Annotated in this window: 14 protein-coding genes and 1 pseudogene; 7 read left to right on the top strand and 8 right to left on the bottom strand. The window is 30.1% G+C overall.

Annotation, left to right across the window (positions count from 1 at the left end; all coding sequences use genetic code 11):
• The 6 genes from ACFX5E_RS02960 (at nucleotide 1) to ACFX5E_RS02935 (ending at nucleotide 8543) form a co-directional block, all read left to right on the top strand.
• Entirely contained in the window at nucleotides 1-3195 is a 3195-nt protein-coding gene (locus ACFX5E_RS02960) for a Z1 domain-containing protein (RefSeq protein ID WP_379853678.1), read from the top strand.
• A complete protein-coding gene (locus ACFX5E_RS02955; RefSeq protein ID WP_379853677.1) occupies nucleotides 3195-4160 on the top strand; it encodes a PD-(D/E)XK motif protein in 966 nt (321 codons plus the stop codon). The genes ACFX5E_RS02960 and ACFX5E_RS02955 overlap by 1 nt, the downstream gene beginning before the upstream one ends.
• Complete coding sequence (locus tag ACFX5E_RS02950; protein WP_379853676.1) at nucleotides 4161-6575, top strand: AIPR family protein; 2415 nt, start codon at nucleotides 4161-4163, stop codon at nucleotides 6573-6575.
• A 30-nt stretch (nucleotides 6576-6605) separates the two neighbouring features.
• Nucleotides 6606-7028 (top strand): very short patch repair endonuclease, encoded by a 423-nt coding sequence (locus ACFX5E_RS02945; RefSeq protein WP_379853675.1) that lies wholly within the window; start codon nucleotides 6606-6608, stop codon nucleotides 7026-7028.
• A 386-nt stretch (nucleotides 7029-7414) separates the two neighbouring features.
• The gene (locus ACFX5E_RS02940) at nucleotides 7415-7915 is read left to right on the top strand and encodes a YqiA/YcfP family alpha/beta fold hydrolase (protein ID WP_379853674.1); all 501 of its coding nucleotides are present in this window, start codon (nucleotides 7415-7417) and stop codon (nucleotides 7913-7915) included.
• A gap of 64 nt (nucleotides 7916-7979) precedes the next feature.
• The gene (locus tag ACFX5E_RS02935; RefSeq protein ID WP_379853673.1) at nucleotides 7980-8543 is read left to right on the top strand and encodes a hypothetical protein; all 564 of its coding nucleotides are present in this window, start codon (nucleotides 7980-7982) and stop codon (nucleotides 8541-8543) included.
• Nucleotides 8544-8727: 184 nt separating this feature from the next.
• Here the strand turns inward: ACFX5E_RS02935 and ACFX5E_RS02930 are convergent, their stop codons facing one another.
• Together ACFX5E_RS02930 and ACFX5E_RS02925 are read right to left on the bottom strand one after the other, a co-directional pair.
• Entirely contained in the window at nucleotides 8728-8979 is a 252-nt protein-coding gene (locus tag ACFX5E_RS02930; RefSeq protein WP_379853672.1) for a hypothetical protein, read from the bottom strand.
• Nucleotides 8980-9094: 115 nt separating this feature from the next.
• Nucleotides 9095-9256 carry a hypothetical protein gene (locus tag ACFX5E_RS02925; RefSeq protein WP_379853671.1) on the bottom strand — a complete coding sequence of 54 codons (162 nt, stop codon included), beginning with the start codon at nucleotides 9254-9256 and terminating at the stop codon, nucleotides 9095-9097.
• A 143-nt stretch (nucleotides 9257-9399) separates the two neighbouring features.
• Between ACFX5E_RS02925 and ACFX5E_RS02920 the strand changes: the two genes are divergently transcribed.
• On the top strand, nucleotides 9400-10308 hold the full coding sequence (locus ACFX5E_RS02920; protein WP_379853670.1) for a helix-turn-helix transcriptional regulator: 909 nt from the start codon (nucleotides 9400-9402) through the stop codon (nucleotides 10306-10308).
• 79 nt (nucleotides 10309-10387) lie between these two features.
• Here ACFX5E_RS02920 and ACFX5E_RS02915 read toward each other — a convergent pair whose 3' ends face one another.
• The 6 genes and pseudogenes from ACFX5E_RS02915 to ACFX5E_RS16235 form a co-directional block, all read right to left on the bottom strand.
• Entirely contained in the window at nucleotides 10388-10948 is a 561-nt protein-coding gene (locus tag ACFX5E_RS02915) for a hypothetical protein (protein ID WP_379853669.1), read from the bottom strand.
• A gap of 17 nt (nucleotides 10949-10965) precedes the next feature.
• A complete protein-coding gene (locus ACFX5E_RS02910; RefSeq protein ID WP_379853668.1) occupies nucleotides 10966-12198 on the bottom strand; it encodes an ATP-binding protein in 1233 nt (410 codons plus the stop codon).
• A gap of 176 nt (nucleotides 12199-12374) precedes the next feature.
• Nucleotides 12375-14015, bottom strand: a complete 1641-nt coding sequence (locus ACFX5E_RS02905) for a helicase HerA domain-containing protein (protein ID WP_379853667.1) — start codon at nucleotides 14013-14015, stop codon at nucleotides 12375-12377.
• Nucleotides 14016-14018: 3 nt separating this feature from the next.
• Entirely contained in the window at nucleotides 14019-14459 is a 441-nt protein-coding gene (locus ACFX5E_RS02900) for a hypothetical protein (RefSeq protein ID WP_379853666.1), read from the bottom strand.
• A 2-nt stretch (nucleotides 14460-14461) separates the two neighbouring features.
• Nucleotides 14462-15658, bottom strand: coding sequence for a hypothetical protein (locus ACFX5E_RS02895; RefSeq protein WP_379853665.1), 1197 nt, complete (start codon nucleotides 15656-15658; stop codon nucleotides 14462-14464).
• A 246-nt stretch (nucleotides 15659-15904) separates the two neighbouring features.
• Nucleotides 15905-16014 (bottom strand): annotated as a pseudogene (locus ACFX5E_RS16235) (IS30 family transposase); the annotation flags it as partial.

Raw genomic sequence — 16014 nt, 5'->3', positions numbered from 1 at the left:
ATGATGAGTAAAGGAAACAATAGAGATTACATTGAGCATATTAAAAATTATGTTTTAAATCAATACGTTACATATGAAAGTACTAATGGTATAGTAGATAGATTCTTTTTTGAATCCGAAGTTTTAAAAAAAAATACACAAGATGCCTTAGAAGTTATCTCAAATATGTTTGGCTACAAAATTTTAACTTTAATTGAATTTGACCGAATATTTGATATTGCAATTAAAGAATTTAGACACAACCATACAACTAGTATGGCGCCTAGTATTTCATTACGACAATCACATTTAGAAACCTGGCTTACTAAAGAACGAATAGAAGTTTTAAATTGGAATAGTGATGAAATCATTACTTACAGAACAAGGTATCTTAAGTATTTAGAAAGTATTGGGAGAGCCAAATCTATTGTTGAAGAAACTGAAAGATCTAGTCTTGAAATTATTAAAAAAATTGGAGACCCTTTATCTAATGATGTATTTTTTACAAGAGGTCTTGTAGTTGGTAGTGTGCAATCCGGTAAAACTGCAAATTTTAATGCTGTAATAAATAGTTCCGTTGATGTTGGCTACAAATTAATCATTGTTTTGTCGGGGATAATGGAAGACCTGAGAAGGCAAACCCAAACAAGGATTGAAAAAGAAGTAGTTGGTCCTTATCTTGGATCAGATAAATTTGATGGTGTAGGTAAAATTTCTTCTTTTGGTCAATTAGGCGAATATAAAAATGTAAATCAAATTATAGTTCCTACCTCTGGCACTAGTGATTTTAACAGAGCAATGCAAAGAGCTCATTTTTCGCTTAATAACACCAATATTTTAATTTGCAAAAAGAATACAAGTGTATTGCAAAATTTGATATTATGGTTAAATGAATATTTAATTGAAAATAATGACAAACATAATATTCCTTTTATTATCATTGATGACGAAGCGGATAATGCTTCTTTGAATAATTTAGGTCATAAAGGAAAGGAATATGCTAATAAAATTAATGGACACATTAGAGCTTTGCTGGCATTGTTCAATAAAAAAACTTATATAGGTTATACGGCAACTCCTTTTGCAAATGTACTTCAAGATGTAAATGAAATTCCGGAAAATAAATGGAAAATAAAAGACACTAAAAATAATACAGTCTTAGAATTTGATCAGGTTGATAATTTATTCCCTCATGATTTTATAGAATTATTAATTCCGCCGTCTAATTATTTAGGTCCTAAAAATTTCTTTGAAACTAGAATTGAGGAAATTAAAAAAATTGAACCTTTAATTGGTCCGGCAGTTACAGATTATGTTGAAAGCTTCCCCTCACGAGTTTATAAGGATTCATCTCGAATTCCCTTAGAAGTAATAGGTTTTAGTAATAAGGATGATTTTGATGCTTATTTTGAAAAACACAATGGATATCTGGATTTTACCAACCATAAAGATTATAAAGAAAGAACAAGGGCCACAAGACCTAATATACTAGAAGATGGTGAGAGAATAATTCTCGACGATTATCCTAAAAACCTCCCCGTTTCACTTGAAGAGGCAGTTAAATGTTATATTCTTTCAATTGCAGTTAGACTTTCCAGAAAACAAGAAATGAGCAGCTCAAAGTTGTTTCATCCTCATAATACAATGCTAATACATATTTCGAGATTTTCTGCTTGGCAAACTAAAACAAAGGGGTTATTAGAAAAATATATCAAGGATTTAAAAGGAAGTCTTAATTTAGATGGGCTAAAAGACGAGGGCTCGATTTTTCTGGAGTTTGAAAGGATTTGGATTAAATATTTTTCTTATGCGATAAATAATATTCATTCATATTTACCTGAAGGATATGATGATGTATTCTTAACAAAGAAAACTTTTGAGGAAGTGAAACAATATCTATTTCTGGCTATCGATGGCGTTGATGTTAAAGCAGTAAACACTCTAACAAAAGATGAATTAGATTATAGCAAGGGTGAAAAAAAATATATAGTAGTTGGTGGTAATAAACTTTCAAGAGGTTTTACACTTGAAGGATTAACCATAAATTATTTTATTAGAAATACAAATTATGCAGATACCTTGTTACAAATGGGTAGATGGTTTGGTTACAGACCAGGATATTTAGATTGTTGTAAATTATTTACTACTGACGAAACTTTAGAAAAATTTAACCAATGTACTTGGACAATTGAAGAACTTGAAGCTGAATTTAAACAAATGTCATTAGACGGAAAGAAACCAATTGATTATGCTACCCGTGTCTTAACTCATCCAGGAACATTACAAATAACTAGAGCTGGTATTTTAAAAAACTCAACTGTCGTAAAATGGTCTTACGCTGACCATTTATTACAAACTACAAAATTTCATTTAGATAAAAATAGAATAAACCATTCTTGGAAATCATTTAAAGAATTTTATGCAAATAATAGCGATGGTTTTGTAAAAGAAAATGATTATCTGGTTTTAAAAACAACACCTAATAATTTATTGACTTTATTAGATTTACCAAATACTTTTAGTGAAGATTTTATTAAACCTTTTAAAATGTTTTTAGAATTAGCGAACAATTTAAATAAACTTACAAATTGGACAATTGCTATTAAAACTTCCGGAGCTAGTAAAAACGAATTAAAAAAAGCTGACACAGGTTTTGGTTCAGATATTAAGCTCACTGAAAGAGGGGGGCCAAAAAGAGGATATTACAGAGAAAAACTTATTAATGAAAAAATATTTGCAGCATCTGGGGCATCTTCTAATATTGTAACAAGTGGTAAAGATTTTAGTGTTACTCTTAATGAAAGTGAAATAAAAAAAGCTAGAACAAATTTTATTAGAAATAAAAATCCGGAAGTTTCAGAAACTGAGATTGAAAAATTAGTCAAAAAATCAAACTTTCCTGAAAATATTTATAGAAGAAGAATTCCAGAATCCGAAGGGCTTTTAGTAATTTATCTAATGGATTTACGTAAAGTCTTCTTAACCGGAGAAAAGGGAGAAGAAGGTGAAATTGAAAATATAGATAATGTTGATTTAGCCATACCTCTCATTGGTTATGCTATTGGAATACCACCAATAGAAGAAAATGTAGGGGGAACATATCTTTTAAATAAATATATTTTAGAGAATATTGAAAAAAATCCGGAGACAAAAGATGAAGAATCTGATGAAGAATCTGAATATGAATTTGAAGAAACTAAAGAACTATTAGAATAATGGTAAACAATAAAATAATAGAATCTATTTGGGATACAATTCAATATTCGGGTAATAGTCAATTTGTTTATAAGCGACTTTCATTTGAAGGAAAACCTAGTTTAAACTTAGGTTTAAACTTTACTCTGCAAAGATGCTTAATTCTGGAGTTGCCAAAAAAAACAACACTAAATTTACCAAATAGTATTAAGCAAAACCTATCATTGGAATACTACGAGGGTTCCAAATGTTTGTGCATTGTTTTACTAGACACAATGTTTTATGATTTATTTGATGATTTAATATTATCCATTTTTAATAGAATTTCTGAAATTTCTGATTCAGATGAATATACAAGAGAGTTTATAAATTCTTTCTATAAATGGAGTTCTTTTTTTGAAAACAAAAAATCGGAAAAATTAACTATTGATCAAATAAAAGGATTGTTTGGAGAATTATTTTTTTTGAAAAACCAGTTATCTAATGCAGTTTCTACTGTCGATGATGTACTAAAATCGTGGAAAGGTCCTTATGATGAAGGACATGATTTTGTTCTTGATTTTAAAGATTATGAAATTAAAACGGTCGAAAGTTCTAAAAATAATATTCGCATATCTAGTGAATTTCAATTAGATTCCGAAAAAGGAAAAGAATTAGAATTAATTGTAATTTCTGTTGCTACTGATATAATAAATGGAATTTCTATAAAGAATTTAATTGATGAAATAAAAGTCATTGTTTTGAAAAATTTTGGGGACAACTCAATCTTATTAAATGCTTTGTTTCAAAAAGGGCTGACATTTAGCAACTTGGATTTTTATGATATTTACAAATTTTTACCAATAAAGGAAGCTTCATATAATTGCAATAATGAAAAATTTCCGAAGCTAAATAAATCAAATTTACCAATTGAAATTAATACAGTAAAGTATAACATTCGATTAAATCTAATACAAGATTTTCTTATTAATGAAACAAAATACTAAATGGAGATTCAAGAGTTTTTAAAATATAGGTCAGATTTAATCAAAGAATCACAAGATGAAGATGGGTTTATCAACGAAAGTTCGTTCATCAATTGTATAATTCCTTCAATGTTGGATGCAAAATTAATTGATTCGGAAGATTTTACAGAAACTTATTATTCATCTGAAATTGATGGTTCACAAGTTAAAATTAATGGTTATATTATTAATGATTCAGGTGAAAGATTGCAATTATTCATTTTGAATGATGAATCAATTTCTCTTGACAATAAAAATCTTGAGATTTCTCTCAAAGACTATTATGATGGTATTTTTAAAAAAGCAGCTAACTTCACAAATAAAGCTATTAAAGGGCATTTAAATGAAATCCAGGATGTTGGGGCAATTAATGCTTTAATCAATCAAATGTCTTCCTCTTTAGGAGCGGATCAATTTGATGTTATTGAAATTTTTCTAGTTTCTGCCACAGCTACGATCGAAAATAGAGGTCAAATTCCACAGCCAAAGAGAATTGATTTTAAAGATGAAACTATTAAAATTAAATACACTAAGAATAGAGAAACTGTTGAAAAAGAAATACTTGTTATCAAACGCTTGGTAGATTTGAATTTCTTATATGGCGTTATGATTTCTCAAGGAAATAGAGAGCAATTAGTAATAAATTTTGAAGAACAATTTGATTATAAAATCGAAGCCATAAAAGCAGCTGATGAGGTAAACTTTGAATCGTATTTATGTGTTTTACCCGCAGAAATTCTAGCACAACTTTATAAAAGGTACAGTTCCAGATTACTTGAGAAAAATGTAAGGTCATTTCTCCAATTTAGAGGTGTAAACCTTGGCATGAGAAAAACACTGACTAAAGACCCGGAGAAATTTATCGCTTTTAATAATGGGCTTACAATTACGGCAAATGAAAAAGAAATTGAGATAATTAATAATAAAACATACATTAAATCTCTTTCAGATTTTCAAATTGTAAATGGCGGACAAACTACTGCGAGTATCTATTTCAGTCAAAAAGACGGGATTGATGTTAGTAAAGTTAAAGTTATGGCAAAAATTAATGTTGCCAAAAACGTATCAGAGCAGGAATTAGATGATTTAATTTCGAGTATAAGTGAATTTTCAAATTCTCAATCAAAAGTAAGTACGGTTGATTTACGCTCAAGAAGCCCTCAGTTAAACAAAATAAAAGCACTCTCTGAAAGTATTTTAACCCCTACCGGGCGCAAATGGTTCTTTGAGAAATCCAAGGGAGAGTTTAATACAAAATTGCGGATTGCGGGAGCATCAGGTAAAAATAGAATCGAAAAAGAATATCCGAAGGAGTTTAGGTTTACGAAAGAACAATTAGGAAAATATTATTCTTCTTGGGGCGATGAACCATACAAGGTTAAAAAAGGAGGGGAAGCAATTTTTAGAAAATTCCTTGAGGACATTAGTTCAGAGGAAAATAGTAAGAAGGTAAATATCGACAGAAATTTTTACGAACTTTTAATTTCTAAAATAATACTATTCAAATCATTAGAAAACATTCATGGCACAAGAAACAATGCAATTGGACAATTGCGTTCTGCTGTTGTTCCTTATGCTATCTCTGTTTTATATGCACATACAGAAAGCAACAAAAAAAATGACAAGACATTTGACCTTTCAAAATTATGGAATAAGGAAGGAGTAGAAGATGATTTAGTAGTTTATTTAAAACTCCTAATGATTTTAATTAATGATTTGATTAAGAAATACGCCAAAAGTGATGACTTGGGTGAATACAGTAAGAAGAGAGAATTGTGGGATGATATTTCAACTTCAAAAGAAATAGCAGAATTTCTACAATCCAATAATTCGTTACAAATATTTGATAAGTATTCAATATCCAAAAAAGAGCTGGAAAAGAAATTAAAGTCAAAATCAAAAAGTAAAGAAGTCGATTTTAAATTGTTGAATGATTATATTAATATCCATTCCAAAACAACGGAATTTTATAAGAAAATGAATTCTTTATTATGGGAACATATAACAGACAACGAGAAAGATAAACTATCAAATATTTCTGCACGAATTCAACAAAGAGAGGACTTGACTCCGGAATTAGTTTCTTTTGAAGAAAATATAATCCAAAAAACCAGAACCAATCAGCCTGAAATATTTGACAATATCAATTATGAAAACAACAAATTACTTGAGGACACATTTGACTATGTAGTAAAAAAATACAATTCTTCTATCGATAAATCGGAAAATGTAATTTCTGTCTTTGAAAAAGTGGGAAGCATTGCTAAAATTAAAGGAGTAAAATATGATTCCGTTTTTAGTGAAATTGGAAAAACATTAAATGATGGCTTTTCTCCAACAACTAAACAGATATATTATGCTTCTTATTATGTTTCAACAATTAATGAAATTAATTAATATTATGTTACTATTTTAGAATTAAAGATTATGGACGTACACACGCCATCCCAACGCTCAAAAAACATGCGTGCCATCAAAAGTACCGGAACCAAAGATGAAACCCGTCTGGCAAAAGCATTGTGGCATTTAGGATATCGATATAGAAAGAATAACAAAACCATTTTTGGTAAACCCGACCTTACTTTTAAAAAATACAAAATCGCCATTTTCGTCGATAGCGAATTCTTTCATGGTAAAGATTGGGTTACTGAAAAAGACCGTATTAAATCCAACCAAGGGTTTTGGCATAAAAAAATTGAGCGTAACATAGAGCGGGATAACGAAGTAAATCAGTTTTTACAACAAAACGATTGGACAGTAATTCGCTTTTGGAGTAAAGACATCAAAAATAATCTCAACTTCTGTATTGAAAAAATAGGAAATGAATTTTTGTCAAAACAAAAAACTTGATTCATCCTTTCCGAAATAGTTTCACCTCTCCGAAATCTCTGACTCTCCGAAGTGTCCTCACCTCGGAGTTTTTTTTCTAAGTAAGATTAAAAACATAGAAAACGCCGCTACGTTAAGGATGACTCTATGTTATCTAAAAATTAAAATGGCTTGGCCTCGACAGAACCAATACCTTATTAAAAAAATTGGCAAATCATACCGAAGTAGCGCATACTCTGCATTCTGTCAATAATTTCAACTCTGAAATCAGCAATAAATGTGAACCCGAACGGAGTAGCACAGTGCGCTTTGGAAATTAGATTTTAAAAGAAATACCTTATTAAATTTACGTTTTAATTAATAATTCTTTTGAAAAAAGCACTTATATTTAAACAAAATACTAAACCATGAACATCCTCTACCTCCACGGGCTCGAAAGCAAATTAAGCGACGAAAAAAGAGTAATTCTCGAAAAATACGGTAATGTTATTGCACCGGAATTAGATTACAAATCGAACCCTGATGCAATTCAAAATCTATACGACAAATTTAAAAATCAAAATATAAACGCCATAATTGGTAGCAGCATGGGCGGTTTTGCTGCCTATCATCTGGCAAATAGTCTGGGTATTTATGCTTTGTTGTACAATCCGGCATTACCCTACAGAAATAGTGTCGTGCAAAACATTCCTTCAGATTTACCAAAAAAACGATCACCACTGATGCGAATAGTTTTGGGCGGTCAGGATGATGTGATTAAAGCCAAAGACAATTTGGTTTTTCTGTCACAAAATTTTAGCGAGTTAAAAGAGTGTACAATTCAAATAATAAATGAATTGGCACACCAAATTCCAGTAGCTATTTTTGAAAAGCAAACTGAAGACTTTTTTGAGGAGCTCTGTTATTGAAGAATGTCAAATGCTAATGACTTAATAACCAATAAACTTGCAACTTTTTCAACCCATAGTTTCAATGCAAAAACTCAAAATAAATTTTCACGGGGAAAGTTGGACCCTAAAAAAATTCGAATGCAATGATGATGACCTCAAGGAGTGTATGAAAGTGGCAGCCAGAATGAAACTTCCGTTAGAAAAAGCCTTATTGGACCCATTCTTCTATTATTACCTTAAAATACCTGGTATTGCTTCGACAGAGCACCTGCCGGGCAAAAAATGGTCTGGTTTATTGGACTCGTCAAAAAACCAAATCGAGATTTGGTACAAAGCCAAGAAAATCAAAAAACTACAAATCGCTGATATAGATCAGGATTTGTTACTTTTTCCAACATACAACAAGACTAAAATAGAGATTAAAGAAGAATATAATCCCGGAATTTATGTGGAACAGCAGGCAATTGGTTTCGTAGGCAGCTACGAGCTAAAAATAGAATCCTTCAGTTTGGAAGATTTGCAATTCAACTTATTGCAATTTAATGATAAACTTCTACTACAGCCACCTACCTACTCCAATCAAAAACCACATTTCAGAAAAAAAGAAACACTGCTGATTTACCAAAATAGTTTTCAAATAGAATAGTGAAGTCCTGTTAACCATCGACGATGATTCACATTTTAGTAATCAGCATCATAGATAAAATTGTTATCTACAATGCTGATATTAATCCTACTGTTGTATTTAATATTAAGAATTTCTGAATTTGACTAATAAGACTTTCTCAGCAAACCTAAAAATTAACTTCGAATCTTAACATTTGCATTACTTATTGAACTGCTCCTAGCAGTTGAATACCACCAACTACCCACATAATAGGTCTCCACAACAAAACGAAACCTATTATTGATAATATGGAAAAAACAGACCAAAACCAAAAACTAGCGTTATGGGTAAATCCCGGAAAATATTTAAGTAAAAACATATAGATTCCAAAAGGTATTGCAACCAATGCAACCAAAACCCACATCGCAAACTTAATAATAGCTACGATAATATTTAGTAATACTTGAAATAACATAATTGTGAATTTGTTGTGACTTTCGTCTAGTTAAAAAATAGTAAATTGGATATTATTATCAGCTTTTAGTTTTTGTTGGAATTTTGACTGGGGATGTCATCATCCATAGCGGTAATTAAACCAATAATGATAACCCTGCACTAATAATACCGGCAGTTTTAGGGTTTTTACCTGAATATTTGGCAATAGCTACTCCTGTAGCGACACTTGTGCTTAAAATCGCACCTAAATTGCTAAAGTCTAGCTCTGTTTTTTGTTTTTTGAATAGATTTTTCATACTGAGTTGTTTTTTAAATTAATACTGCAATACTAGGTCAGCAGACTGTCAATTGATGTCAGCCCTATAATTATTTCATAAATAAAGCTACTGACATTATTTAGCAGTATAAAACAGTACGTTTGTAATGTAAAGAAATTATTATGTCAGAAAATCAGAATTTAAATCTTACCCAATTGCGAAGAATAAGCCTGTTATTGGCTTATTTAAAGCGAAATCCATACAAAACCAAACAAGATATTTTAAATTATTTTGAAGACAATGACAAAGGGTTTAATGAACGGACTTTTTACAGACTTAAAGAAACATTAGCAAGAGATTTCGGGATTGAAATTGTGTTTGACTACAACAATGATGGTTATTTTTTTGATGAAGAAAAAAGTACGAATCCCGAATCATTCCTTAGTCTATTGGAAATATTGGCTACGGCAGAACTTTTTTCGACCAACTTAAAAGAAAAAAACAATGCCTTATCTTTTGTAGAATTCGAAAACAGGGCGGCAATCGAAACCCTTCCTAATTTTAAAACCGTTTTGAATGCTATCCAGCAACAATTGCCTATGACATTTAACCATCATAGTTTTTATCATTTAAAAGAAGAACTATATACGCTAAAACCCTATTTCCTCAAACAATACCAAAACCGCTGGTACATCATTGGCGAAACTGAAAAAGGATATAGAACTTTTGGCATTGACAGGATTGAAAATATCACAATTGGAACCAAAAAATTTAAACCAAAAACTGAAGAAGCAAAAGACAAGTTCAGCCACGTTATTGGTTTGAATTATGTAGACCACAAAATGGTAAAAATACTATTGTCCTTTCATAACTCCCAAAAGCCGTATTTAGAATCCTTATCATTACACACCTCCCAAAAAGAAATTATCACCGGAAACGAAACCACTTTTGACATTGAATTACGCATTCATCCCAATTTTGAATTCCGACAACAGATTTTGAAATACGGGAGTTTGGTTAAGGTAATTGAGCCTAAATGGCTGGCGAAGGAAATTAAGGAGGAGTTGAGAAAGGGGTTTGAGAATTATTGAAATAAAAAAAGGTTTGCTTTTACTTGAAAAGTCAAACCTTTTTTTATTTCTTATAAACTTTATGTGATAGTGTCCTCAGTTATTCACCATCAAAATCAGATTCGTCTAATTCAGCATCATCTAAATCACTATAATTTTCTACTGAATTAATTTTTTCTAATATTTTATCAACATCGATACCTGCTTGACTTAATCTTTCTTTAATATCTTTCACATAAGTATTAATATCATTTCCAATATCTAATCCCTTATCCAATATATGATCAACATGTTCCCCAGTAGAAGCGTTGTTTGCTAAATTGTCATTAAATCCTTTGACAAAATCATTTAATTTACCCTGAATAGAAGTTAAATTCACCTTAATCCCATCAGCATTCTCAAGAATTGCTTCTGGTTGAAAATCTATGGCTTGCTCGACTTCTGCTACTTCATTAGAAATTTCTTTAAGGTCAGAAGGAATATTTTCTGAAATTTCATTCACAGGCGCAGTTTCCTTTTGTAGATATTTTTCTTTTATTCCTTCAGAAAGTTTATCTGCACCCCCTTTAATTCCTTCTTTGACTCCTTCAGAAATCGCTTTTCCTAATTCTTTAACACCTTGTTTGCCAGCTTCAATTATAGTTGCGCTAAAAATACTCATATTATATTTGTTTTAAATTAGTTAGACATCCTTAATTTATCTCTATTGAATTTATAAAGCATAAAAAAATCATCGTTTTTTAATGCACAATATTTTAAAACTAAATTATTAATTTCTTTAAACTCCAAACTATCAGGTTTAAAAGACCATTTCGTAACTAATAATTTTGAAAACATTCTATTCCAATTATTTTTGCTATTTGCATCATTATTTGAATTTACTATTTTTATAACGTTTGTTACTTCTAACAAATCAAACAAGATTTTTGCTTTATCATCCTCTAATAGTTTATCATCCTTTATCTGTTTCACTAAAGTTCTAAATTCACCTTTGGATAATTTTGCTAATTTCTCTTCATCAATCTTATTCCTTAATCTTGTAGCTACAATTTGTTTTGCCAAAAAACAAATAATTTTCGTTTTAAGTGCTTCTTTTGATTTAAAATCATATATCTTATTTAAATTTTTAAATTCACTAAACTTACACAAAACGGCTTCTTGCCAATCATTTTGATAAACAGCCGCCACACCTGTTTTTAGTTTAGCAAGCTCATTTATCTGATCATCTGTTAAATTCATTGCTTTACCAACTAATTCACGATCTTCCTTAAATGGAAGTCTCAAACAAATTTTAGTATTGGTGTTTCTAATAGCAGAAGGATCCAATAATCCAGGAGCTTGATCAGCTAAAACAAAGCCTTGACCATAAGTTCTCATTTCAGCAATGGCATTAGAAATCATTTCTACTGATTTCCCTTGTAGATTTGCTCCACCTTGTGATTGTTCCGAACTTGTTCTTTTAATCAAATTATGTGCTTCTTCTATTATTGCAACGTGTTTCAGTTTAGCATTACTTGACATACTTGTGGTCATTCGATACTCTTGTAATTTCATAAATAAAATTCCCATCAATAAGGATTTCGTTTCCGTTGAAGCAACTCTAGATAAATCGATAATTACATTCTCATCAAATAGTTTTTCGGGCGCAATTTCTTTTTCAGTAAAAATTAATTTCAACAATCCATTGGTCATACTTTTAACTCTCGTAACCAAAGCTCCTGTATAATTTCCTTTTACCTCCGGTGAAAAAGCCGAATTTTCAATTAACGTAGGTAATAAATCAGCTAAATCTTTAAAAGTAGGGAAATAATTTTCTTGAATTAAATTTTTAGATCTTTCTAGATCCCAGCCTTTATTAATATATAATTGCACAACCGCTTCTTTTAAAAATGCTGGCATAGCAGCTTCCATAGTCCAGCACGAATTAAGAATTTCAATTAAGCGATCAATATGCTCGTAAATATGCATTGTGGATGGAAAACTAAAAGGATTCAGTTGTAATAAATGGCTCAATTCTGGATTCGTACTAAAAACCGTAACGTCCTTTCTATTTCCAAAAATATCTTTATATTCTCCTTTTGCGGGTTCTATAACCATAAACTTAAGTCGTTGTGCATCAACTGCTTTATGATCGTATATGTTGCATTCGATTTACCAGAACCAGTACTTCCAGTCACAAAAACATGACCCGTAAACTTTTCTAGATCAAGATTGAAATCTACATTAAACTCTTTTTCATAATTGTAAAGTTTTCCAACAGTAACCGATTTTTCTTTGGCTACGGCTTTTATATTATTACCAAATGGAGCAACTTCTATAACATCCATTCCTATGAAAGACTTGTGCGGAAAACTCATAGCAATAGAAAGTTCATTAGTAGTAATGATAGTTGCTAATTTATTATAATGATCAAAATCATGAAGTTTGATGGTTGGAATTTCATAATTTTTCAGACTACTTAAAAGTGCATCAAAATCATTCGAATCATTTTCAGAAGTATTATCAAAAGTTCGAACGGCTGATTTTTCAACTCCTGTTTCTTCTCCTTTAACAATTCCATTATAAATATTAGCTGCAACAATACTATGTTGCATTTCAGTAGGTGTAGATTTAGATAAGAAAAAAGCACCCACGTTCCATAATCCTACACTTTCTCCTTTTTTTAATCTTTCGAACTGCAAATCCAATTTTTCTAAAGCATTTGAAACGGTTTTGTTTTCTTGTGTGAACTGTATTCCGCTTGAAGAGCCCTGTGTTTTAGTGTTAGAATCTGTTAATCCAATGTTTTTATTTATAGAGCTAGTTACACCATTAGTTAGTGATTTTGATGTGGAATCCGTTGTGGAAGTAGAATTAGAAACACCACCAGTCAAATTATTAGAACCAAATATTTTATTTTTAATCGCTTTTCCTATCCATGGACTTTTTGCATTAGATTTATTTGTTCCTTTTGTCTTTCCTTCAGATTTAGATTCTGACTCTGATTTAGATTCTGACTCTGAAAAAGAACTACCAATAGTAACAGTAGAACTTTTAGCAAGAGCCATGGATTCATTTGAACCTAAATTATATGTTTGTTCTTTTAAAATAGAAAGTTCAGTATATACGTTTTCATAAAAAAGTTTTGCATCTTCAATTTCAGATATAGCAATTGGGTCAGCAATAAATAAAGCAGAAAATGGTTTTCCCTGCATTCCTAATATAAGATTTTCGATTCCTTGTAAAAAAATATCCTCCTCCTCCTTGTTTTTTAATGATGGCACCCCTAAAACAGTAGTTATTTCTCTAATATTTTCAAAAAAATCATTATTAAGTTTTGCTATTTCATTCCCCTTTAAACCAGAATCATCAACAAATGTAGTTCCTGGAAAGTTTCCTTCTAATGCTCCTTTTAACACTTTACCACTTAAAGCGGAAACATTTTCTTTCTTAATCCCAATATAAACACCACATGACTTTCCGTCTGAAATTAATTTCATTAATAATGTTGCCCTTTCAGAATATATAGCACTGTAAACTGAAGATAGTTTGTCTATTATTTTGGCATCTTTCTCAAACACAATTTTTTCCAAATGTAGAAAGCCAACAGAAGTTCCAAAATCAATTTCATCTATTTGTAAATCAACCAAATCATAAGAATGATCATTTAAATATTGCTTGTCTAGTGTTCTTAAAGTGTTTAAAAACAAATTTTCTTGTTCTTGCTGTTTTGTTATTATTTCTTTCATTTTTTATTTAAATAGTTGATACAACAAATAAGACCCGACAACAACTCCCGCTCCAATGGCAACATTTTTTATAATATTGTTATTCGTGGAATTAGAAATATCATTGTCATCATTTGGATCCTGAGAAATATTTTTTTCTTTACACATTAAAGGATACAATCTAAACACTTCATCTAACCTTTCTTTTGAAAAATTTGCTAATAATTCCCCTTTTTCATATACGAATTTATCTTCGTCGGTATCTAAAGGAATATTGGGATGTGAGGGTTGGTGTATTTCAAAATCAAAATCAGAATTGGTTTTAGCATACTCAATTGCATCATCGATTTTTTGTCTATTCCCTTTCAAAAGAATAACCATATTGGTAAGCTCTAATTTAATATCAAAAAGTAAATTATCCCGAACATATCCTGCAAAATTGGTAAAATCTTTATAGTCTTTCATTTTTAATTTATTATTATTTCAAGCGCATTTTGATAAAACTCCATTTTTTTCAACTCTTTTTCTTTCTTTATTTTTACAGATTCAGATAAGTCAATTTGAGTTTTAATACATTTTTCTTGATCAATTTTTTCTTTAAGATTTTCCTCAATTTCATTAATTTTTGACACCCCTTCTTTTTTTAAATCTTCTACTCCTTTTTTATAAAATGAAATAGCTTCATCTATTTTTTTTATTACCACTACTTGATTTGGTCTGAAATTAAAATCATAAAGCTCCTTTAAATTAACATACTCTATATCACCTTGCTCTGTTACTATTTCAGTTTTACCCCACGAAAAAGGATTGTACCACCGAGATACTGATACTATTTTTGTCAAAATTTCTTTACTTTTATATTTGTCTATTGATGAGTTGACATTAATTTGGATGTGATTTTTTAGCATACTCGCATTTTGATCCGAAAGTTTTGCATCGGTGACCAATTGCTTAAATGATTCTTCAATCATATTTTGGATTTCTGATTTAACCGTCTTAAAAACAGACTCGTTTTCGTTGTTAATTGTACTAGATAAACTAGCTGCCAGATTTAGGCATATTGAGTTAGCTTCGGCTATAAGTTTTTTTGCTACTGGAACTTCTACTTTAGTTTTGTTTAATTTTAACAATATGTCATCAAAGCTTTTAAATACTTTTTGTTTTAATCCATTCAATTCTAAATTATCAGTATTGATATTATTTATTTTATCTGAAAGTTTTTTTTTAACTTCCTGACATTTTTCCGATAAAAATGGGCTGATTTTTTCTAAGTCTTCATTACATTTTGTAATTTCTTCTTCAGAAGAAAAATATGCTTTTTTGTGTTCAATAATTACATTATTTAAAACAGGTTTTAAAGCTTTAATTAATTCGTTTGCAAATTCGATTTTGTGAGTATTGTTCACGTAATCGTTAATGTAAAGCTGTAAGGCTGTTAATCCTGAATAATGCAAGCAAGCTTTATGTTCATCTTTGTTTGCTTCTTCATAAAGTCTGTCTTTTTGTTTTTGGGATATTGGTGAAGCCTCTATTAAATCGACTCCTGGATGTTTTTCTTTTTCATTGGGTAATATATTGTGTTTAAAACGACCCAATTCATCTTTTTCTTTTCTCCCTAACGAAGACACTTCCATTAGAGATAATTTTGCAAATTGGGCAGACATTGGAAATATTTTTGGAGAGTCAATTCCAAACTCATTAGTCAAATAACTTTTACATTTCTCTAGTATAATATCTAATGTTTCGGTTTTTGGATTTTTTTCAGGATCAAGCGCGTCTATTCTATTTATAACAAAAATAATTCTCTCTTTTGCTTTCGAACCATTTTGTTTTATGAAATAACCTATTTCGGTTAAAACACTTTTATCATCATCGGTTCGTAATTGTGTAGCATTTAAAATATGCAGGATTCAAGTTATAAATGCAACTTTTTGATTAAACATATAATTAGGTGTTTCAAAATTAAATCTTTTTCTTGGTCTATTGTTTAATTTCTCTTGTATTTCTATAATTTTCTCAT

This window comes from Flavobacterium xylosi, assembly GCF_042787345.1.
Classification (GTDB): Bacteria; Bacteroidota; Bacteroidia; order Flavobacteriales; family Flavobacteriaceae; genus Flavobacterium; species Flavobacterium xylosi.
This window is presented reverse-complemented; position numbering and strand designations above follow the sequence as displayed.